Raw genomic sequence first — 21,087 nt, 5'->3', positions numbered from 1 at the left:
CGGTGGGGTCTCAATCGAACTGCGGAATGCGCCCATTGACCGACGGCCGATAGCGCCACCCGCGTTCGAGCAGCCGCTCGACCTCGGCCCGGCGCTCGCCCAGCAAGGCCTCGAGCCCGGCCGCCGCGAGCGTGCAGGCCAGCGCCTGCCCCGGGCACGCATGCAGGCCATGCCCGAAGCCCAGCATGCGGCGCCGCGCGCGCAGCGGCTGGAAGCGATCGGGCTCGGGATTGAAGGCCGGATCGCGGTTCGCGGCCGCCAGCACCAGCAGCACGGCATCGCCCGCGGCCAGCGTCGTGCCCGCGATGTCCACCGGCTCGGTCACGAAGCGCCGCGTGTTGTGCACGGAAGGGTCGTGGCGCGCGGTCTCCTGCACCACCATCTGCAGGCCATCGTGCGTGGCCGCGGCCTCGCGCGCGGCCGGTTCGCGCCGCCAGGCGATCAGGCCGTTGCCGAGCAGGCCGGCCGTGGCATCGCAGGTCTGCGACAGCAGGCCGACGAGGTTCGCGAGCAGCGCGCGCGAGGGCGGCGTGCCCGCGGGCTCGGCCTCGCGCACCGCCGCGAGCAGCGTGCCGCGCGCGGCCGGTGCGTCGGCCACCAGGGCCTCGAAGCGCGCCATCAGCGCGGCCGTGGCAACGCTCGCCGCACGCAGCTGCGCTTCGCTCGACAGCGGCGACAGGCAGGCCACGAAGTCGCGCATCCAGCCGTCGACCCGCGGCAGCGCCGCATCGCCGAAGCCCAGCAGCCGCGCCACCGCGCGCAGCGGGATCGAGAACAGCGCGTCCGACAGCGGCAGCGCGCGCGTGCCCGTGGCCGCTTCGAGCGCGGTGGCATGCGCGCCCTGCAGGTCGAGGCCCGCGAGCGCGCGCTGCAGCGCGGGCCGGTGCGCCTGGTGCGCCGCGCCTTCGTTCATGCGCACCAGGTGGCCGAAGACCTCGCCCGCGGGCTGGCCGACGATGGCGCGCGGCACCGGCTCGGCGGCCGGGCGCACGCGCAGCGCGCCGTGGGCCTGCAGCAGCGTCTCGATGACCTCGGCGCGGCTCGCGACCCACAGGCGCAGCGTGGCGTTCCAGGCCAGCGGCGGGCCGTCGCGCAGGGTGGCGTAGTAGGGATAGGGATCGGGATGCACGACGGCCTTGACGGGGTCGGTCGGGGCCATCGTCTCGAGGGTGGGGTGCGGCGTGCTCATGGCCGAAGTCTGCGCCGCCCGTGTCCGCCACACTTCGCTCACGGCCGAAGTGTGGGATGGCATGGCGCCTTAGGATCGCCGCATGAACACCGCCGCCTCCGCGAACCCGGACCTCCAGCTCGCCCGCCTCGCCGGCGCCATCGCCGAGCCCGCGCGCGCCCGCATGCTCAGCTGCCTGATGGACGGCCATGCGCGCACCGCCACCGAGCTCGCGACCGTGGCCGAGGTCGCGCCCTCGACCGCGAGCGCGCACCTCGCGCGGCTCAGGGAGGAGCGGCTGGTCGCGCTGCTGGTGCAGGGCAAGCACCGCTACTTCCGGCTCGCCGACGACGACGTGGCGGCCGCGCTCGAAGGCCTGATGGTGGTGGCCGGCGCGCCGCGCGTGGCCGGGTTCAAGCCCAGCACGCCGAGCCGGCTGCGCAGCGCGCGCACCTGCTACGACCACATGGCCGGCACGGCTGGCGTCGCGCTGCATGACCGGCTGCATGCGCAGGGCTGGCTCAGCGGCCTCGCGAGCGGCTCCTACGAACTCACGACCGAGGGCGCGGTCGCGCTCGAGAGCCTGGGCGTGGAGGTCGATGCGGTGCGGCGTTCGCGCCGCCGCTTCGCCTGCGCCTGCCTCGACTGGAGCGAGCGCCGGCCGCACCTGGGCGGCGCGCTCGGCGCCGCGTGGCTGCAGCTCTCGCTGAAGCGCGGCTGGGTGCGCCAGGAGCTCGACGGCCGCGCGCTCGCGCTCACGCCCAAGGCCGTGCGCGAGATGCCCGAGCTGTTCGCCGGTGCCTGATCGGGCCTCGAATCAGGCCTTGAGCTTGAGCAGGTAGATCAGCGGGCCCGCCATCGCGGTGTCGAGTTCGAGGAAGCCCTCGAAGTCCTTGCCCGCCATCCAGTAGGCGTCCCAGTTGTTCTTCCGGATGGTCTTCTGCCAGAGGTCGGCCACGGTGGCGCGGCGCACCGCCTCGAGCAGCACGGCGCGCCGCTCGGGCGTCACCTTCTTGCCGGTGAGCACGCCGCGCCAGTTGGCGAGGTCGGCGTCCACGCCCTGTTCGCGCACCGAGGGGATGCCGAGGAAGGGCCGCCTGGCCGACACGCCGATGGCGCGCAGCTTGCCGCTCGCGAGGGCCTCGCTGAATTCGCTGTAGCCCGAGATGCCGGCCGCCGACTTGCCCGACTCGAGCGACTCCACCACCTGCGCGCCGCCCGGGTGCGGCTGGTAGACCAGCGCCGCGGTGTTGCCCGCCACGCGCGCCAGCATGCCGGCGTACATGTGGTCCACGCCGCCGGCCGAACCGCCGGCGATCACCGTCTTGGCGGCGTCGGCGCGCAGCTGGGCGATCAGGTCCTTGGGCGTCCTGATCGGCGAATCGGCGCGCACCGCCACCACCTCGTAGTCGCTCGTGAGGCGCGCCACCGGCGCCACCTGGGCCAGCGTCACGGCCGGCTTCTGCAGCGCCACCGCGCCGACCATCACCATGCCGCTCATCAGGATCGCGTCGGGGTCGGCGTCGTATTTCTCGACGTACTTCGCGAGGCCGATGGTGCCGCCCTTGCCGCCGATGTTCTCGTAGACCACGTCGCCCACCGCGCCCGAGGCCAGCATCGCGGCGCCGAGCGCGCGGCCGGTCTGGTCCCAGCCGCCGCCCTCGTTGGCGGGGATCACGATGCGCAGCTTCGCGGTCAGCTGCGGCTCGGCCGCGCGCGCGGCCCCCGTTCCCAGCACGGCCATCGCGCCCAGCCAGGCATGGAAGCGCCGGCGTCCGGGCGAAGGCGGCAGGGCGGTCGGGTGCGGCATGTTTGTTTCCGATTGTCTAAAAAGGTAAACAAATGATGACGCACGGCGCCTGTCGTGTCGGTGACAGGCGCCCAGGGGAAAACCCGGGGAATGGGCCTCCAGTCCCGCCAAATGCGGAACTAAGTCACGCTTTTGGCGGGCCAGGCCTTACTGGAACGCCACTTCCGCGAAGCTGCGCAGCTTGCGGCTGTGCAGCCGGGTCGAGCCTTCCTGGCGCAGGATCTCGATCGCCCGCATGCCGATGCGCAGGTGCTGCTCCACGCGCTCGCGGTAGAAGTGGTTGGCCATGCCGGGCAGCTTGATCTCGCCGTGCAGCGGCTTGTCGCTGACGCACAGCAGGGTGCCGTAGGGCACGCGGAAGCGGAAGCCGTTGGCCGCGATGGTCGCGCTCTCCATGTCGAGCGCCACCGCGCGGCTCTGGCTGAAGCGGCGCTGCGGCTGGTTGCCGGGCAGCAGTTCCCAGTTGCGGTTGTCGGTGCTCGCCACGGTGCCGGTGCGCATGATCTTCTTGAGCTCGGGCCCCTCGCACTTCGTGACGTCGGCCACCGCCTGCTCGAGCGCGAGCTGGATCTCCGACAGCGCGGGGATCGGCACCCACAGCGGCAGCTCCTCGTCGAGCACGTGGTCCTCGCGCACGTAGGCATGGGCCAGCACGTAGTCGCCGAGCTGCTGCGTGTTGCGCAGGCCCGCGCAGTGGCCCAGCATCATCCAGGCATGCGGGCGCAGCACCGCGATGTGGTCGGTGATGGTCTTGGCATTGGCCGGGCCGACGCCGATGTTGACCATGGTGATGCCGCTGTAGTCCTCGCGCACCAGGTGGTAGGCCGGCATCTGCGGCAGCCGCGGCGGCGCCGTGCCCTGGCTGCCGTCGAGCAGGTGGCCGAAGGTGGCGCTGGCGCCGGCCGAGAGCCCGCGCCGGCGCGTCACCACGTTGCCGGGCTCGATGAAGGCGATGTACTCGCTGTTCTCGTCGGCCATCGCCTCGTGGCCCAGGCGCACGAACTCGTCGATGTAGAACTGGTAGTTGGTGAACAGCACGAAGTTCTGGAACCAGTCGGGCAGGGTGCCCGTGTAGTGGCGCAGCCGGTGCAGCGAGTAGTCGACGCGCGCGCCCGTGAACAGCGCCAGCGGCTGCGCCTCGCCGGGCAGCGCCTCGAAGGTGCCGTTGGCGATGCCGTCGTCCATCGCGCCCAGGTCGGGCAGGTCGAACACGTCGCGCATCAGCGCGCGCCGCTCGGGGCTCATCGTGCCCTCGATGTGGTCGTTCTCGGCGAACGAGAAATGGATCGGGATCGGCTGCGTGCTGGTGCCCACCTCGAGCTCGACCTGGTGGTTCTCGAGCAGCAGCCGGAACTGGTCGAGGTAGTAGCGCGCATAGAGGTCGGGCCGCGTCAGCGTGGTCTCGTAGCGCCCGGGGCCGGCCACGAAGCCGTAGCTCAGGCCGGCATTGGCCGGCGGCGTGTGGCGCGCCACCGTGTGGGTGTGGACCCGCACGAAGGGATAGCAGGCGCGCACGCGGCCCGGCAGCTCGTCGCCGTCCACGAAGCGCAGCATCGATTCGCGCAGATGGGCGAGTCCGCCCTGGTAGATGGCCTTCACCTGGTCGAGCGCGGCGGCGGCGTCGGTGAAGCGGGCGGGTGCGACGAAGGGGGGCATGTAGGGCATGGCGGCATTGTGCAATGCCGTCGTGACCGCTTTCGGAACGCTTCCGGCCGGCTCGCCCTTCAGGCCAGCAGGCAGCCCAGCACCTTCGCGAGCATGTCGTCCGCATCCGTCGCGGGCACCGCGCCCGGCAGCTCGACGTCGCCGTGCATCACGAACACCGGCTTGCCCCACTTGAGGCCCATCGCCATCTCCGACAGCGTGCCCATGTTGCCGCCGATGGCGACCAGGCACAGGCCGCTGCGCGCGACGATGCCGTTGCGCAGCTCGCCCATGCCGGTGGGGATGGCCACGCTGAGCCATTCGTTGGCGTTGCGGTCGTCGTCCTCGGGCAGGATGCCCACGGCGATGCCGCCGGCCTCGGTGGCGCCGCGCGAGGCCGCGGCCATCACGCCGCCGCGCCCGCCGCACACCACCGCCATGCCCGCGCCGGCCAGCGCATGCGCGACCGCATAGGCGGCCTCGCACTCGGCGGGCCCGCCGTCGCCGGGGCCGATGATCGCCACCGGCTGGCGATGGCGGTCGGGCCCGCGCTGCCGTTGCGCGAGGCGCGCCAGCGCCTCAATGACCGGCGCCGACCACCGCACCGCGTTCGCGCCTTCGCGTAAGCACATCGCCCACTCCCATCACGATCACACACACCACCATCAGCACCAGCGACAGGGCCGCCGCCACCGCGAAATCGGAACCGCCGTCGCCCACCTGCGCCAGCAGCATCAGCGGCAGGATGTTGAGCTGCGTGCCCACCAGCGCCAGCGCCGTGCCGTAGGTGCCCATCGCGATCGCGGCCACCATGCAGGCGTTCGACAGCACCGAGGGCGCGACCTCGGGCAGCACCGTGTCCCAGAAGGCGCGTGCGCGCGAGGCGCCGAGCGTGCGCGCGGCCTGCGCCGGGCGCGGATCGAGGTTGGCGAACACCGGGTACAGCGACAGCGCCACGCGCGGGATCAGGTAGTAGGCATAGGCGAAGCCCAGGCCCGACACGCTGTAGATCCAGCTGCCGAGCACGGCAGGATCGGCGCCGAGCCCGGCCATGAGCTGGGTCACGAAACCCGCGCGGCCGAAGGCCAGGATGAAGCCGTAGGCGATCACCAGCCCCGAGAAGGCCAGCGGCAGGCCCAGCAGGGTCATCAGCCACTGGCGCCGCGCGGCCGGCTGGCGCGCGAGCTCGATCGCGATGCAGGTGCCGACCAGCGCCGACACCGCGCCCGCCGCCAGCCCGAGCGCCAGCGTGTTGCGCAGCGCGCCGAAGAACAGCGGGTTGCCGACCAGCCGGCCGAAGGCGCTGCCGCGCTCGGCGAAGGCCTCGGGCAGCAGTGCCGCCAGCGGCACCGCGAAGAACAGCGCCATGAAGGCCCAGGCGGGCCAGGCACCGAAGCGTCTCATCACGAAGCGCCTACTTCCCCAGCGCGGCCTGGGCCCAAAGCTTGTCGAGCTCGGCCTTGCGCTCCGAGGCCTTCACCACGTCGAGCGGCTTGATCTGCGGCGCGGCCGGCATCTTGGCCGCGACGTCGGCGGACAGCGGCGTGCCCGGCACCGCGGGCCGCACGAAGCCCTGCGCGAACAGCGACTGGCCGGCCTCGCTCATGATGAAGTTGAGCCACAGCTTGCCGGCGTTCGGGTTCGGGCCGTTCTTCACCAGGCTGATCGCATAGGGCGCGGCCACGCTGGCCTCCTTTGGGATCACGACCTCGACCGCGTCGCCCATGCCGTCGACATGCTTGGCCTTGAGGCCGTCGTTCTCGTAGCTGATCCAGACCGGGATCTCGCCCTTGAGGAACTTGGCATACGGTGTGGTGCCTTCCACGCGCAGCACGTTGCCGGCCGCATGCAGTTTGCCGAGGTAGTCGGTGCCGGGCTGCACGTTGTCGACGCCGCCGCCGTTGGCATAGGCCGCGGCGAAGGTCAGCACCTGGCCGATGCCGGTGGAGCGCGGGTCGAGGTAGACGACCGTGCTCTTGAACTCGGGCTTGAGCAGGTCGGCCCAGCCGGTGGGCACGTTCTTCACCAGCTTCTTGTTCACGAGGAACGCGATGTTGAGCGTGTGGATGGTGAACCAGCGGCCCTCGGCCTCGCGGAACACGGCCGGCAGCTTGTCGAAGTTGACGGGCTTGAACGGCGCGACCACGTCCTTCTTCGCGGCATCCACGGCCGAGGCCGCGAAGTAGTAGGCGGTGTCGGCCTGCGGGCGTCGCTTCGTTTTTTCCAGCGCGACCACGGTGGCGGCCGAGCCGATGTCGTTGTAGGTCAGCTCGATCTCGGGATAGCGCTTCTTGAAGTCGCGGAACAGCGACTTCCAGTTGGCCCATTCGGGGCCGGTGTCGAAGGAGACGCACAGGCCTTCCTTCTGCGCCTCGGCGTAGAGCGCCTTCTCGCCCGCGTAGAGCTCGGGGCCGTCGAAGGCGAAGGCGGTGCGCGCGAGCGCCAGCACGGGCAGTGCGCCGGCGGCCTGGATCAGATGTCTGCGTTGCATGGGTGACTCCTCGGGAGTAGATGATTCAGTGGTCGAGCAGGCGAAGGTGTTCGGGCGCGATCGCGATCGCCTCCGTGGCCGGCCGCGCCGATTCGGCGAGGAAGGGCCTGGCGGCGCCCGGCACCTCGAAGTCGTAGCGCGTCAGAGAGCCCAGGTAGCGCTGCGCGCCGCAGCGGCCCGCGATGCGGTTCGGCGTGCCGGGCGCGGGATCGGGCGCGATGTGCTCGGGCCGCACCAGCACGTGCAGCGCGGTGCCGGGCGCGCGCATGCCGGTGGGCGCCGCGAGCTGGGCGAAGCCCAGGTCGAGCTTGTTGAGGCCCGCGACCTTGGCCGGCAGGATCGTCGAGAGCCCGACGAACTCGGCCACCGCGCGGCTCGCGGGCTGCTCGTAGATCTCGCGCGGCGTGGCGATCTGCAGCAGCCGGCCGTCCTTGAGCATCGCCACGCGGTCGGCCATGGCGAGCGCCTCTTCCTGGTCGTGCGTGACCAGCAAGGTGGTGGCGCCGAAGCGCTGCTGGATCGCGCGGATCTGGTCGCGCAGGTGGCCGCGCACGCCGGCATCGAGCGCCGACAGCGGCTCGTCGAGCAGCAGCGCGCGCGGGTCGATCGCGAGCGCGCGCGCCAGCGCCACGCGCTGCTGCTGCCCGCCCGAGAGCTGCGCGACGGCGCGCTGCGCGTACTCGCCCAGGCCCACGGTGTCGAGCAGCGCCTGCGCGCGCCGGCGGCGCTCGGCGGTCGCCACCTTGCGCAGCTTGAGGCCGTAGGCCACGTTGTCGAGCACGCTCAGGTGCGGGAACAGCGCATAGCTCTGGAACACCATGCCGATGTGGCGCCGGTGCACCGGCGTGCGCGACATGTCCTCGCCGTCGAGCGCGATGCGGCCCGTGTGGCCGGTCTCGAGGCCCGACACCAGCTTGAGCAGGGTCGACTTGCCCGAGCCGCTGGGCCCGATCACCGCGACCAGCTCGCCGGTGCGCACGTCGAGCGAGACCTCGTGCAGCCCGTGCGTGCTGCCGGGGTAGTTGTAGCTGACCGTGTCGAGGAGGAGGCTCATGGCGTGACGGCGCGTTGCTTCACCAGGGAGGAGGAAAGAAGCGCCGACGCGCTCGCCAGCACCAGGAGGATGACCGTGGCCGCGCAGGCGAAGCCCGTGGCGCCGTAGAAGGCCTGCAGCAGCACCACCGGATAGGTGCGGTTCTGGAAGCTGGTGAGCAGGTTCGACACGCCGAACTCGCCGACCGAGATCGCCGCCACCATCACCAGCCCGCTGATCAGGCTCTGGCGCAGGCTCGGCAGCACGATGCCGCTGAACTGCTGCCAGCCCGAGGCGCCGAGCGTGGCCGCGGCCTGCTCGAGCCGGTCCAGGTCGAGGTGGCGCAGGTCGGTCAGCAGCGTGTTCGTGAGGTAGGGCAGCGTGAGGATCGCGTGCGCCGCGATCAGAAGCGGCATCGAGCCCAGCCAGGGCGCGAGGTCGGTGTTGAACACGATCATGTAGCCGAAGGCCAGCGTGATCGCCGGCACCGCCACCGGCGTGGCGCTCACGATGCGCGCCGCCAGGCTGCCGCCGCGGCGCGCGCCGTGGTACAGCGCATAGGCCAGCGGCAGCGCCAGCACGGTGTTGATCGCGCAGGCCGAGAGCGCCACCACCAGGCTGCTCACGAAGGCCTTGCGAAACGAGGTGTCGAGCCAGAGGTCCACATACCACTGCCCGGTCAGGCCCGTGGGCAGCAGCGTGTTGGTCCAGTTGCCGCCCACGCTGCCGACCAGCAGCAGGGCGATGGGCAGCAGCAGATACAGGCCGTAGAGGAGCGAGATGCCGCGAACCAAGGGTTGTCTCCGTGTCACGCGCGGCCGGCATACTTTCCGGATGCGCTACTGTCTGCGCCGGGTCTTCCGCCGCATCGGCCTGAATTCTAGGAAGCGCCTTGGTATTCATGGGTGAAAGTTGGATGACGACACTTGAGCTGTTGGCAACTGTTTTTCACCGAACTTTCATCAACCGGAGCCATGCATGAAGCGCGACTGCCCCACCATCCAGGAGCTGCTGGCCTTCGACGCGGTGGCGCGCCACGAGAGCCTGACGCTCGCGGCCGGCGCCCTGTGCATCACCGTGAGCGCGGTCAGCAAGCAGATCGCGGGGCTCGAGGCCTTCCTCGGCCGGGCCCTGCTGCAGAAGAACGGGCGCGGCGTGCAGCTCACGCCGCAGGGCCGCGTCTACTGGCAGAAGATCGCCGGCGGCCTGCGCGCGATCGAGACCGCCACCTTCGAGGCGCGCTCGGGCGATGCCGGCGCCGGCCTGCTCACGCTCGCGAGCGTGCCCACCTTCCTCACCAAGTGGCTGATCCCGCGGCTGCCCGCCTTCAGCCAGAAGAGCCGGCACGTCATGCTGAGCTTCAGCCGCCATCTCGAGCCCAGCGACGGCATCCCGGCCGGGGTCGACGCGGCGATCCGCTACGGCCCCGACGGCTGGCCCGGCGTGGTGTCCGAATACATCGCGGGCCGCGAGTTCGTGCTGATCGTGGCGCGCTCGCTGGTCGAGGGGCGGCACCGCATCGCGCAGCCGGCCGACATCCTCGGCCACACGCTGCTGCATCACGAGGGCGCGCCCACCGCCTGGCGCCAGTGGGCCGCGCAGCACGGCGTGCCCGAGGTGCAGACCGTGGCCGGCCCGCGCTTCGCGCAGTACTCGGCGCTGATCCAGGCCGCGCTCAACGGCTTGGGCATCGGCCTGGTGCCGAAGCTGCTGGTGCAGGAGGAGTTCGCCGAGGGCTCGCTGCTCAGTCCCTGCGGCACGCCGGTCGGCGTGAACCAGGGCCACTACCTCTGCTACCGGCCCGACCGGCTCGACCTGCCGGCCTTCGCGGCCTTTCGCGCCTGGCTGCTCGACGAAGGCCAGAAGTCGCGCGGCGTCGAGGCCGAGGCATGAAGTCGCGCGAGTGGTTACGCTCGCCATCCCTCATCACGACAAGGACGATGCATCGATGAAAGTCGCAGTCATGGGCGCCGGCGCGGTCGGCTGCTATTACGGCGCCATGCTGGCGCGCGCGGGCCACGAGGTGGTGCTGATCGGCAGGCCCGCGCACGTGGAGGCCGTGCGGGCGCGCGGCCTGCGCCTCGAGGCCCAGACCTTCGACGAACACGTGCCCATGGCCGCGAGCACCGAGCCCGATGCAGTGCGGGGCGCCGACCTCGTGCTGTTCTGCGTCAAGTCGACCGACACCGAGGCCGCCGCCGCGCAGATCGCGCCGCATCTCGCGCCCGGCGCGCTGGTGCTCACGCTGCAGAACGGCGTGGACAACGACGAGCGCGCGCGCTCCGTGCTGCGATCCCACGAGGTGGCCGCGGCCGTGGTCTATGTCGCGACCGGCATGGCGGGCCCGGGCCACGTCAAGCACAACGGCCGCGGCGAACTCGTGATCGCGCCCTCGGCCCGCGGCGAGGAAGTCGCGCAGGCGCTGCGCGCGGCCGGCGTGCCGACCGAGATCTCCGACAACGTGCGCGGCGCGCTGTGGGCCAAGCTGGTGCTCAACTGCGCCTACAACGCGCTGTCGGCGATCACGCAGCTGCCCTACGGCGTGCTGGTGCGCAACGAGGGCGTGCCCGGCGTGCTGCGCGACGTGGTGGCCGAATGCCTCGCGGTCGCGCGGGCCGAGGGCGTGACGATCCCGGGCGACATCGGTGCCGCGGTGGCGGGCATCGCGCGCACCATGCCCGCGCAGTTCTCCTCGACCGCGCAGGACCTCGCGCGCGGCAAGCGCAGCGAGATCGACCATCTCAACGGCTTCGTGCTGCGCCGCGGCGAGGCGCTGGGCGTGCCGGTGCCGGCCAACCGGCTGCTGTGGACGCTGGTGCGGCTGCTCGAGGACAAGCCGGCGCGGGCCTGAACCGGGCCTCAGCCCGGCATCGGCTCGCGCATCGTCACGAACTCCTCGGCAGCAGTGGGGTGGATGCCCACTGTGCTGTCGAACATCGCCTTGGTGGCGCCCGCGCGCATCGCGACCGCGAAGCCCTGCACCACTTCGCCCGCGTCGGCGCCCACCATGTGCAGGCCCACCACGCGGTCGCTCTTGGTGTCGACCACCAGCTTCATGAAGGTGCGCTCGCTGCGGCCCGAGAGCGTGTGGCGCAGCGACTTGAACTCGCTCGAGAACACCGTGACCTGGCCGAACTTCGCGCGCGCGTCGAGCTCGCCGTAGCCGCAGGTGCCGATGTTCGGGTGCGTGAACACCGCGGTGGGAATGAACTCGTAGTCGAGCCGGCGCTTGCCCTTGCCGAACAGCTCGTCGACCACCACCATCGCCTCGGCCAGCGCCACCGGCGTGAGCTGCACGCGCGTGGAGACGTCGCCCACGGCATAGATCGAAGGCACCGAGCTGCGGTAGTGCGCATCGACCGCGATCGCGCCGCGCTCGTCGAGCGCCACGCCCGCGGCCTCGAGGCCCAGGCCCTGCGTGTTGGGCACGCGGCCGGTGGCGAACAGCACCGTGTCGGCCTCGATCTGCTGGCCGCGCGCGAGCGTGGCCACCAGGCCGTCGGCGGTGCGCGTGACCGAGGCCACCTCGCAGTTCAGGCGCACGTCGACGCCGGCCTTGCCCATCTCGTTGGCGAGGAACTGCCGCACGTCGTCGTCGAAGCCGGTCAGCAGGTGCGCGCGCCGGTGCAGCAGCGTGACCTTCGCGTCGAGCCCGTTGAAGATCGAGGCGAACTCGCAGGCGATGTAGCCGCCGCCCACCACCAGCAGGCGGCGCGGGAACGGGTCGAGGTCGAACATCGCATCGGAGGTCACGATGTGCTCGCGGCCCGGGATGTCGGGCACGAAGGGCGTGCCGCCGGTGGCTACCAGCAGGTGGCGCGCGGTGTAGCGCTTGCCGTCGACCTCCACCGTGTGGGCATCGGCGAGCTGGGCCCAGCCCGTGACCAGCGTGACGCCCGAGTTCTTGAGCAGCGAGGCGTAGATGCCGTTGAGCCGCGAGATCTCTTTGGCGCGCTGCGACTTCAGGTGCGACCAGTCGAACACCGGTTCGCCCGGCAGTTGCCAGCCGTAGCCCGCCGCTTCCTCGAAGGATTCGGCATAGCCGGCCGCGTAGCTGTAGAGCTTCTTGGGAATGCAGCCGACGTTGACGCAGGTGCCGCCGAGTTCGGCGGCCTCGGCCAGGCCGACGCGGGCACCGGTCTGCGCGGCCATGCGCGCGGCACGCACGCCGCCGCTGCCGCCGCCGATGACGAAGAGGTCGAAGTCGTAGGGGGTGGACATGGAAGAAAGGCGCTCCTTTGCGAGCGCACTGTAGCCCGCGGCGATGACCGCTGCCGGGCACGGGGCTTGGAGCACGCTCCGAGGCGTCGCGCGCGCCGGCGGCGGTGGAGCGAGAATCCGCGCTCGTCGGCAACGAAGGACAGAGACAAGCGCATGAAGAACGACCCCAGGCACCTTCCACGCGGCGCGGTTGCGCGCCGGCTTGCGCTGCTCGTGTCGTGCCTGTCCGTTCTCGCGCCCCTGCCCGCCGATGCGCAGCTCGCGCGCAAGCCCTCGTTCTATGACGCTCAGAAGCGCGTGGAGGAACCGGCCTCGCCCGTGCGCCCCGCCGGCGGCGCCTCGTCGCTGCCCGCGCTCGCCAGCCGCGCCGACTTCGACGCGCTCGCGCGCACCTACGATGCCGGCACGCCGATGGCGCTGCCGCACGTGCTGTTCGTGATCGACCGGCGCGCGAAGCCGGCGCCGCGCGTGTACTACCTCGACACGCCGCGCTGGCAACTCCATGTGCGTTTCGTGCGCGACACCGGCCTGGCGCCCCACGCGGGCAAGCGCGAGATCGATCGCAACTACCTCGTGCCCGACCGGCGCTTCCTGTTCGGCACGCTGAGCTGGCAGCAGAACGTCGCGGGCTTCGGCTACGAATTCTGGGAAGGCGACCGGCTCACCGAGCCGCTGCTGCGCGAGGCCGACCGCGCGGTGAAGGCCAGCTTCTTCGCGCCCGTGAAGTTCAAGACCAACTCGACGCTGCACGAGCGCGTGGCACGCGAGGCCGGCGTCGACTTCGTGACGCAGGAGGCGCTGATCCGCGAGCAGCCCTACCTGCCGATGAACCTCGGCACGGCCAGCGGCCGGGTGCGCATCGTCGAGGACGAGGGCGCCGTCAACGCGCTGCTGCCCGAGGACATCGCAGTGCTGCGCCAGGTGCCGATCGCGTTGCCGCCGGTGGCGGGCGTGCTGACCGAGCGGCCGTCCACGGCGCTGTCGCACGTCAACCTGCTGGCCAAGGGCTGGGGCATTCCCAATGCCTACGTGCGCGACGCGGCCGAGGCGCTGCGCGCGCATGCGGGCCAGTGGGTGGCGCTCAAGGTCGCGGCCTCGGGCTACCAGGTGCGCCCGCTCACGCCGGAAGAGATCGCGGCGCTGCCCACGCGCGCCGCGCGCACGGCCGCCATAGGCCGCGGCAGCGCCGCGCCGGGCGGTGCCGCGGCCGTGCGGCCCGACCTGCGCGAGGCGCGGCTGCTGCCGCTGGCTTCGCTGCGCGCTCGCAACAGCACCCAGTGCGGCGTGAAGGCGGCCAACCTCGGCGCGCTGCAGGCCGCGCGCATACCGTCGACCAGCGTGCCCGACGGCTTCTGCATTCCGTTCGCGCACTACGACCGCTTCATGCGCGCCAACGGCCTGGCCGAGCGCATCGCGCGCATGCAGCAGGCGCCGGGCTTCGCGGCCGATCCGCTGGTGCGCCAGCGCGCGCTCGAGGCGCTGCGCGCCGAGATCGTGCAGTGGCCGGTCGATCCCGCCACCGCGGCCGCGTGGCGCGCGGCCTGGCAGTCGCAGCTCGGCGGCGGCGGCGTGTTCGTGCGCAGCTCGTCCAACTCCGAGGACCTGCCGGGCTTCAGCGGCGCCGGCCTCTACACCACCGTGCCCAACGTGAAGAACGGCGACGCGCTCGAGCTCGCGGTGAAGAAGGTCTGGGCCTCGGTGTTCAATGCCGAGGCCTGGGAGGCGCGCGGCGCGGCGGGCTTCGGTGCCGAATCGGTGCTGATGGGCGTGTTCGTGCAGACCGCGATCGACGCCACCAGCGCGGGCGTGATGATCACGCGCGATCCCTTCGACGCCGGCCATCCGCACGTCACCTACATCTCGGCCAAGCGCGGCATCGGCATCCGCGTGGTCGAAGGGCGGCGCGTGGCCGAGCAGCTCATGTACTCGAGCTGGTCGAAGGCGATCCAGGTGCTGAGCCGCTCGGCCGAGGACAGCGCGCTGCAGCTCGACAAGGACGGCGGCGTGAAGGAGGTGCCGCTGGAGGCCGGCCGCAGCGTGCTGACCGACGAACTCGTGGTGCGGCTCGCGAACGTGGGCGCGGCGGTCAAGCGCGGCTTCGGCGGTGTCGACCAGGACATCGAATGGGCCACCGTGGGCGAGCGCATCGTGCTGCTGCAGGCGCGGCCGTACGTCGAGCGCCGCCGCTGAAGCAGGGACCGGCGCCATGAACCTGCACCGCCTCGACCTGGTCTCGCTGTCGCTGTTCAACCTGGTGGTGCGCACCGGCAGCATCAGCAAGGGCGCCGAGCTCGCGCACCTCGCGGTGGGCGCGGCCAGCAAGCGCATCTCCGACCTCGAGGCGGCCGTGGGCACGCCGCTGCTCGAGCGCCATTCGCGCGGCGTCACGCTCACGGTCGCGGGCGATGCGCTGCACCGCCATGCGCAGCGCATCCTCGACGACGTCGACCAGCTCGCGGCCGACCTGTCCGACTACGCCTCGGGCGTGCTCGGCGTGGTGCGGCTGTGGGTCAACACCTCGGCCGTCACGCAGTTCCTGCCGCGCGGGCTGTCGGGATTCGTGGCGGCCAATCCCGGCATCCGCATCGAGCTCGAGGAACGCAACAGCAGCGAGATCGTGCTCGCGGTGCTCGACGGCCGCGCCGACGCGGGCATCTTCGCGGAGGGCACGCCGAGCCTCGGGCTGCACATCGTCAATTACCGCGTCGACCGGCTGGTGATGGTGGTGCCGCGCGGCCATCCGCTGGCGCGCCGGCGCAGCGTGCGGCTCGAGGAGGCGACCGAGTACGACTTCGTGAGCCTGCCGGCCGAGACCTCGCTCGCGCAGCGGCTGCAGGCCGCGGCCGAGGCGCTGGGCCGGCGGCTGCGGCTGCGCATCCAGGTGCGCAGCTTCGATGCCGTCTGCCAGATGGTGGCGGCCGGCATGGGCGTGGCCGTGCTGCCGCACGCGGCGATCCAGCCGCACCTGCGCTCGATGGGCCTGCGCGAGATCGCGCTCGACGACGCCTGGGCCGAGCGCCGGCTGCTGATCGGCCTGCGCGACGCCGGCGTGGTGCCGCGCCACGTGCGCACCCTGATCGACCACCTCTGCCAGGGTTAACCCTCGGGCGCTTTCGCGTTCCGCGAAAGCTGCGTGCGCGCCTTTGTCGTTCTCCCGCGCGGCCGCGCTGCCCAGAATCCGGGCAACGAATGCGGCGTCGTGCTGGCGAGCCGCGCAGACAAAGGCTCCCATGGCTACCCCCACCTCCCTCCTCGACGACGACGGCGCCATCGTGCGCAAGGTCGCGTGGCGAATCATGCCGCTCATCATGGTGTGCTATCTCTTCGCCTTCTTCGACCGCATCAACATCAGCTTCGCCAAGTTCGCGCTGCAAAGCGACCTGGGCCTCAGCGACACCGCCTACGGCTTCGGCGCCGGGCTGTTCGTGGTCGGCTACGTGCTGTTCGAGGTGCCGAGCAACCTGATGCTCTACAAGGTCGGCGCGCGGCGCTGGATCGCGCGCATCATGGTCTCGTGGGGCGTGGCCACCGCGCTCATGATGTTCGTGCAGACCGAGTGGCAGTTCTATGCACTGCGCTTCGTGATCGGCGCGATGGAAGCGGGCTTCGCGCCCGGCGTGCTGTTCTACCTCACGCTGTGGTTCCCCGCCGCGCACCGCGGCCGCATCACCTCGATGCTGTTCCTGGCCTCGGCCTTCGCGGGCCTGTTCGGCGCGCCGGCCGCGGGCCTGGTGCTCGCGCACTTCGACGGCCTGCTCGGCATGGCCGGCTGGCACTGGCTGTTCCTGGTCGGCGGGCTGCCGTGCATCGTGCTCGGCCTGCTGGTGTTCGTGCGGCTCGACGACCGCATCGCCGACGCGCACTGGCTCACGCCCGACGAGCGCACGCGGCTGTCGCTGCGCATCGCCGAACAGGGCGGCGCGGCCGGCGCCCACGGCTCGCTGCTCGACGCGCTGAAGACGCCGGGCTTCCTCATGCTCGGGCTGATCTACTTCCTGATCCAGGTCGCGTCCTATGGCCTCAACTTCTGGGCCCCGCACCTGATCCGCGCCTCGGGCAGCACCGATCCCACGGCGATCGGCCTGCTGACGGCCGTGCCCTACCTGTGCGGCGCGATCGCGATGGTGGTGGTCGGGCGGCTGTCGGACCGCAGCGGCGAGCGCCGCCGCTTCGTGATCGCGCTGCTGCTGCTCGCGGCCATCGGCTTCTTCGCGGCCGGCCTGTTCGACCGCCACACCGACCTGCTGGTGCTCGCGCTGGCCGTGATGGGCGCGGGCGTGATCGCCTCGATCCCGGCCTTCTGGGCGCTGCCGCCCAAGCTGGTGAGCGGCGCGGCCGCGGCCGGCGGCATCGCGCTGATCAACACGCTGGGCCAGCTCGGCGGCATCGTGAGCCCGGTGATGGTGGGCCGCATCAAGGACCTGAGCGGCAGCACCACGCCCGCGCTCTACGTCATCGGCGCGCTGGCGCTGCTGTGCGCGGCGCTGCTGGCCTTCGCGCTGCCCGAATCGCTGCGCCGGCGCGAGCCGCGTCCGTCGGCCGCTTCACGTTCCCCCGCGAGCGGCGCGCTGCATGCGTCCGGCATCGCCTTCGCCGAGAAAGCCCCCAAGCCATGAACCTTCCCCTGAGTCCCGGCGCGCTGCAAGGCCTGCGCGTCATCGAGATGGGCCAGCTGATCGCCGGCCCCTTCGCCGGCAAGACGCTCGGCGAATTCGGCGCCGACGTGATCAAAATCGAGCCGCCCGGCAGCGGCGACCCGCTGCGCAACTGGCGCCTGCTGCAGGACGGCACCTCGGTCTGGTGGCAGGTGCAGTCGCGCAACAAGCGCTCGCTGGCGCTCGACCTGCGCAGCGAGGAGGGCCAGCAGATCGCGCGCCGGCTGATCGCCGAGGCCGACGTGCTGATCGAGAACTTCCGCCCCGGCACGCTCGAGGGCTGGGGCATGGGCTACGAGGTGCTGCGCGAGCGCAACCCGGGCCTCGTGATGCTGCGCATCTCGGGCTACGGCCAGACCGGCCCCTACCGCGACCTGCCGGGCTTCGGCGCCATCGGCGAGGCGATGGGCGGGCTGCGCCACCTCACTGGCGAACCGGGCCGGGTGCCGGTGCGCTGCGGCATCTCGATCGGCGACACGCTGGCCGCGCTGCACGGCACCATCGGCGTGCTGACCGCGCTCTACCACCGCAAGGTCAACGGCGGCCAGGGCCAGGTCATCGACGTGGCGCTCAACGAGGCGGTGTTCAACGTGATGGAGAGCCTGGTGCCCGAGTACAGCGCCTTCGGCGCGGTGCGCGAGGCCGCGGGCAGCGCGCTGCCGGGCATCGCGCCTTCGAACGCCTACCGCTGCGCCGACGGCTACGTGCTGATCGCGGGCAACGGCGACAGCATCTTCCGCCGACTCATGCAGAGCATCGGCCGCGACGACCTCGGTGCCGATCCCGCGCTCGCGAACAACGCGGGCCGCGTGGCGCGCGTGGCCGAGATCGACCAGGCGATCGAGGCCTGGACGCTGCCGCAGTCGGTGGCGACGGTGCTCGAAGTTCTCGGCGCGGCGCGCGTGCCCGCGGGCAAGGTCTACACCGCGAAGGACATCGCCGAGGACCCGCACTACCGCGCGCGCGAGATGCTGCTGCGCCAGTCCACGCGCGACGGCCACGAGATCGAGGTGCCCGGCGTGGTGCCCAAGCTCATGGGCACGCCGGGCACGGTGCGCTCCTCGGCGCCGCGGCTGGGCGACGACACCGACGCGGTGCTCGGCGAGATCGGATTCACATCGGAAGACATCGCCGCCTTGCGCGGCAGGAAGGTGGTTGCATGAACGACGCGGTCTGGAACGGAAGAACATTCGACGGCGATCGCCGCGTGCGGATGTGCGAGGTGGGCCTGCGCGACGGCCTGCAGGTCGAGGCGGCCTTCGTGCCGACCGAGGACAAGATCGCGCTGTGCAACGCGCTCTCGCGCGCCGGCATGGCGAAGATCGAGGTCTCGGCCTTCGTCTCGCCGCAGGCCATTCCCGCGCTGCGCGACGCCGAGGTGGTGCTGCGCGAGATCGAGCGCGTGGACGGCGTGGCCTACACCGCGCTGGTGCCCAACGTGCGCGGCGCCGAGCGCGCGATCGATGCGCGCGTGGACGAGATGAACCTCGTGATGTCGGCCAGCGAGAGCCACAACCTCGCCAACCTGCGCATGATGCGCGAGCAGTCGTTCCGCGCGCTGGCCGAGGTGGCGGCGCTCGCGCGCCAGGCCGGCGTGGCGGTCAACGTCTCGCTGTCGTGCAGCTTCGGCTGCCCGATCGAGGGCGACGTGGCCGAGGCCGGCGTGCTCGGCTGGTGCGAGCGCTTCGTCGAGGAGCTCGGCGCCGGTGGCGTCACGCTGTGCGACACCACCGGCATGGCCTGGCCCGGCCAGGTGCATGCGCTCGCGCGCGCCTTCCTGCAGCGCTGGCCCGGCACCGAGCTCACGCTGCACTTCCACAACACGCGCGGCATGGGGCTGGCCAACGTGCTGGCCGGCATCGACGCCGGCGCGCGCCGCTTCGATGCCTCGATCGGCGGCATCGGTGGCTGCCCCTATGCGCCGGGCGCCACCGGCAACGTCTGCAGCGAGGAGATCGTGCATGCGCTCGAGCTCTCGGGCTGGGACACCGGCGTCGACCTCGCGCGCGTGATCGATGCCGCGCGCCGGCTGCCGGCGCTGATCGGCCACGACATCCCGAGCCAGATCGTCAAGGCCGGCCGCCGGCTCGACCTGCATGCGCCGCCCGCGGACTTCGAGGCCACGCGCGAACGCGCGCTGGCGCGCGAGGCCGCGCGCGCGCACTGAGACCGCTTCGCTTCCCTTTCATCCCACAAGACCAGGAGACATTCGCATGCAACCCCTTCGCTTCATCGCCGCGCTCGCAGCGGCCGCGCTGCTCGCCGGCCCGGCCCTGGCCCAGACCTATCCCTCCAAGCCGATCACGATGCTGGTGCCCACGGCCGCCGGCGGCACCACCGACATCGCGGGGCGCATGCTCGCCGACCCGCTGGGCAAGGCGCTGGGCCAGCCGGTGGTGGTCGACAACCGCGGCGGCGCCAGCGGCGTGATCGCGGCGGTGGCGGTCAAGCGCGCCGAGGCCGACGGCCACACGCTGCTGATGCAGTACTCGGGCTACCACGTGATCTCGCCCCACGTCACGAAGCAGAAGGCGCAATGGGTGCCCGAGGATTTCCGCGCCGTGGCCAACGTGCTGAGCGCGCCGCAGGTGGTGGTGGTGCGCGAGGGCCTGCCGGTGAAGACCATGGCCGAGCTGATCGCCTATGCCAAGGCCAACCCCGGCAAGCTGACCTATGCCTCCTCGGGCCCGGGCTCGCTGCAGCACGTGACCGGCGCCATGCTCGAGCAGCAGGCCGGCATCCAGCTCACGCACATCCCCTACAAGGGCACCGGCCCGGCGCTGCAGGACCTGCTGGGCGCGCAGGTCGACATGACCTTCGGCACGCCGCCGCCGTTCATGCCCTTCATCCAGTCGGGCAAGCTGCGCGCGGTGGCCGTCACCGGCAAGGCGCGCGTGGCCTCGCTGCCGAGCGTGCCGACCGCGGCCGAGGTCGGCCTGCCGAACCTCGACGCGACCTCGTGGTTCGCGGTGTTCGCGCCCGCGAAGACGCCGCAGCCCGTGATCGACAAGCTCAGTGCCGAGATCGCCAAGGTGGTGGCCACGCCGGCCTTCCAGCAGAAGGCCGCCGAGCTCGGCGCCACGGCCGACTACATGAACCCGCAGAAGCTCGCCGACTACAGCAAGGCCGAGTCCCTGCGCTGGGGCAAGGTGGTCGAGGCAGCCAAGATCGAAGGCGAGTGAGACCGCGCGCATGGCGGCGGTCGGTGGTCGGCCGCCGCCATGCGTTTCCCCTCCGCCGTCGTCTTTCTCACTTGTAGAGCAGCTGCGGCAGCCACAGGCCGATCTGCGGCCACATGTAGAGCAGGAAGATCGCGAAGATCTGGATGCCCATGAAGGGCAGCATGCCGAGGAAGATCTGGTTCAGCGTGACATGCGGCGGGCTCACGCCCTTGAGGTAGAAGGCCGCCATCGCCACCGGCGGCGAGAGGAAGGCGGTCTGCAGGTTCAGCGCCACCAAGAGGCCGAAGAACAGCGGATCGACGCCGAAGTTGTCGAGCAGCGGGATGAAGATCGGCATGAAGATCACGATGATCTCGGTCCACTCGAGCGGCCAGCCGAGCAGGAAGATGATCACCTGGCTCAGCAGCAGGAACTGCACCTTCGTGAGGTTCATGCTCAGCACCCATTCCTCGACCAGCGCCTGGCCGCCGAGCAGCGCGAAGGCGGCCGAGAAGATGGCCGAGCCCACGAACAGCCAGCACACCATCGCCGAGGTCTTGGCGGTGAGGAACACCGACTCCTTGAGCACCGCGAGGTTGAGCCGCCGGTAGGCCGCCGCCAGCAGCATGCCGCCGAGCGCGCCCATGGCCGCGGCCTCGGTGGGCGTGGCCAGGCCCAGCACGATCGAGCCCAGCACCGAGAGGATCAGCAGCACCAGCGGGAAGAAGGAGGCCAGCAGCATCTTGAAGATCTCGAGCCGCGCGAAGCTCAGGAACAGGTAGAACAGCGCCGTGATCGCGCCGAGCACCGAGAAGGTCGCGACCCACCAGGTGGGCGGCGGCCGGGTGCTGGCGCCGGCCGGCGCGGTCTGCGCGGTTTCGGCGGCGGCGGGCGCGGGCGCGGG

At 71.6% G+C, this 21,087-nt stretch carries 19 protein-coding genes; 9 read left to right on the top strand and 10 right to left on the bottom strand.

Annotation, left to right across the window (positions count from 1 at the left end; genetic code table 11):
• Nucleotides 1-10: 10 nt before the first annotated feature.
• Nucleotides 11-1,189 (bottom strand): cytochrome P450, encoded by a 1,179-nt coding sequence (locus AC07RV_RS44910; RefSeq protein WP_296788803.1) that lies wholly within the window; start codon nt 1,187-1,189, stop codon nt 11-13.
• A gap of 82 nt (nt 1,190-1,271) precedes the next feature.
• On the opposite strand from AC07RV_RS44910, the gene AC07RV_RS44905 reads away from it, so the two are divergent.
• A complete protein-coding gene (locus AC07RV_RS44905) occupies nt 1,272-1,973 on the top strand; it encodes an ArsR/SmtB family transcription factor (RefSeq protein ID WP_203203208.1) in 702 nt (233 codons plus the stop codon).
• 12 nt (nt 1,974-1,985) lie between these two features.
• On the opposite strand, the gene AC07RV_RS44900 is transcribed toward AC07RV_RS44905, so the two are convergent.
• From AC07RV_RS44900 to AC07RV_RS44870, 7 genes are all read right to left on the bottom strand, one after another.
• Nucleotides 1,986-2,978: a Bug family tripartite tricarboxylate transporter substrate binding protein gene (locus tag AC07RV_RS44900; RefSeq protein WP_444814449.1), complete on the bottom strand. Its 993-nt coding sequence runs from the start codon at nt 2,976-2,978 to the stop codon at nt 1,986-1,988.
• A gap of 147 nt (nt 2,979-3,125) precedes the next feature.
• The gene (locus AC07RV_RS44895) at nt 3,126-4,643 is read right to left on the bottom strand and encodes an AMP nucleosidase (protein WP_093354454.1); all 1,518 of its coding nucleotides are present in this window, start codon (nt 4,641-4,643) and stop codon (nt 3,126-3,128) included.
• A 59-nt stretch (nt 4,644-4,702) separates the two neighbouring features.
• Nucleotides 4,703-5,254 (bottom strand): TIGR00725 family protein, encoded by a 552-nt coding sequence (locus AC07RV_RS44890; RefSeq protein ID WP_296788807.1) that lies wholly within the window; start codon nt 5,252-5,254, stop codon nt 4,703-4,705.
• Nucleotides 5,202-6,026, bottom strand: a complete 825-nt coding sequence (locus AC07RV_RS44885) for an ABC transporter permease (RefSeq protein WP_296788809.1) — start codon at nt 6,024-6,026, stop codon at nt 5,202-5,204. The genes AC07RV_RS44890 and AC07RV_RS44885 overlap by 53 nt, the downstream gene beginning before the upstream one ends.
• 10 nt (nt 6,027-6,036) lie before the next feature.
• Nucleotides 6,037-7,113, bottom strand: a complete 1,077-nt coding sequence (locus AC07RV_RS44880) for an extracellular solute-binding protein (RefSeq protein WP_296788811.1) — start codon at nt 7,111-7,113, stop codon at nt 6,037-6,039.
• A 25-nt stretch (nt 7,114-7,138) separates the two neighbouring features.
• A complete protein-coding gene (locus AC07RV_RS44875; protein ID WP_296788813.1) occupies nt 7,139-8,167 on the bottom strand; it encodes an ABC transporter ATP-binding protein in 1,029 nt (342 codons plus the stop codon).
• Nucleotides 8,164-8,940, bottom strand: coding sequence for an ABC transporter permease (locus AC07RV_RS44870; RefSeq protein WP_203203201.1), 777 nt, complete (start codon nt 8,938-8,940; stop codon nt 8,164-8,166). Before AC07RV_RS44870 ends, AC07RV_RS44875 begins: the two co-directional genes overlap by 4 nt.
• A 184-nt stretch (nt 8,941-9,124) precedes the next feature.
• On the opposite strand from AC07RV_RS44870, the gene AC07RV_RS44865 reads away from it, so the two are divergent.
• Both AC07RV_RS44865 and AC07RV_RS44860 read left to right on the top strand, forming a co-directional pair.
• Nucleotides 9,125-10,039: a LysR substrate-binding domain-containing protein gene (locus tag AC07RV_RS44865; protein ID WP_057592576.1), complete on the top strand. Its 915-nt coding sequence runs from the start codon at nt 9,125-9,127 to the stop codon at nt 10,037-10,039.
• 55 nt (nt 10,040-10,094) lie between these two features.
• Complete coding sequence (locus AC07RV_RS44860) at nt 10,095-10,997, top strand: ketopantoate reductase family protein (RefSeq protein ID WP_444814447.1); 903 nt, start codon at nt 10,095-10,097, stop codon at nt 10,995-10,997.
• An 8-nt stretch (nt 10,998-11,005) separates the two neighbouring features.
• Here AC07RV_RS44860 and gorA read toward each other — a convergent pair whose 3' ends face one another.
• Nucleotides 11,006-12,367: a glutathione-disulfide reductase gene (gorA, locus tag AC07RV_RS44855; RefSeq protein ID WP_296788815.1), complete on the bottom strand. Its 1,362-nt coding sequence runs from the start codon at nt 12,365-12,367 to the stop codon at nt 11,006-11,008.
• Between the two features lie 153 nt (nt 12,368-12,520).
• Here gorA and AC07RV_RS44850 point away from each other — a divergent pair, with 153 nt between their 5' ends.
• The 6 genes from AC07RV_RS44850 to AC07RV_RS44825 all read left to right on the top strand — a co-directional run bounded on the left by AC07RV_RS44850 (nt 12,521) and on the right by AC07RV_RS44825 (nt 20,204).
• A complete protein-coding gene (locus AC07RV_RS44850; protein WP_296788817.1) occupies nt 12,521-14,557 on the top strand; it encodes a PEP/pyruvate-binding domain-containing protein in 2,037 nt (678 codons plus the stop codon).
• Nucleotides 14,558-14,573: 16 nt separating this feature from the next.
• A complete protein-coding gene (locus AC07RV_RS44845) occupies nt 14,574-15,467 on the top strand; it encodes a LysR family transcriptional regulator (RefSeq protein WP_261212297.1) in 894 nt (297 codons plus the stop codon).
• Nucleotides 15,468-15,597: 130 nt separating this feature from the next.
• Nucleotides 15,598-16,983, top strand: a complete 1,386-nt coding sequence (locus tag AC07RV_RS44840) for an MFS transporter (RefSeq protein ID WP_296788820.1) — start codon at nt 15,598-15,600, stop codon at nt 16,981-16,983.
• Nucleotides 16,980-18,185, top strand: coding sequence for a CaiB/BaiF CoA transferase family protein (locus AC07RV_RS44835; RefSeq protein ID WP_208514023.1), 1,206 nt, complete (start codon nt 16,980-16,982; stop codon nt 18,183-18,185). The genes AC07RV_RS44840 and AC07RV_RS44835 overlap by 4 nt, the downstream gene beginning before the upstream one ends.
• Nucleotides 18,182-19,189 (top strand): hydroxymethylglutaryl-CoA lyase, encoded by a 1,008-nt coding sequence (locus tag AC07RV_RS44830; protein ID WP_296788822.1) that lies wholly within the window; start codon nt 18,182-18,184, stop codon nt 19,187-19,189. The genes AC07RV_RS44835 and AC07RV_RS44830 overlap by 4 nt, the downstream gene beginning before the upstream one ends.
• Before the next feature lie 46 nt (nt 19,190-19,235).
• The gene (locus AC07RV_RS44825) at nt 19,236-20,204 is read left to right on the top strand and encodes a Bug family tripartite tricarboxylate transporter substrate binding protein (RefSeq protein WP_296788823.1); all 969 of its coding nucleotides are present in this window, start codon (nt 19,236-19,238) and stop codon (nt 20,202-20,204) included.
• Nucleotides 20,205-20,271: 67 nt separating this feature from the next.
• Here the strand turns inward: AC07RV_RS44825 and AC07RV_RS44820 are convergent.
• Nucleotides 20,272-21,087, bottom strand: an 816-nt coding sequence (locus tag AC07RV_RS44820) for a TRAP transporter large permease subunit (RefSeq protein WP_495338107.1), incomplete at its 5' end; no start/stop codon positions are given.

The sequence above is a fragment of the Variovorax sp. GW821-FHT09B01 genome, from assembly GCF_059418345.1.
The sequence above is the reverse complement of the archived record's forward strand: the minus strand, read 5'-3'. Positions and strand labels throughout refer to the sequence as shown.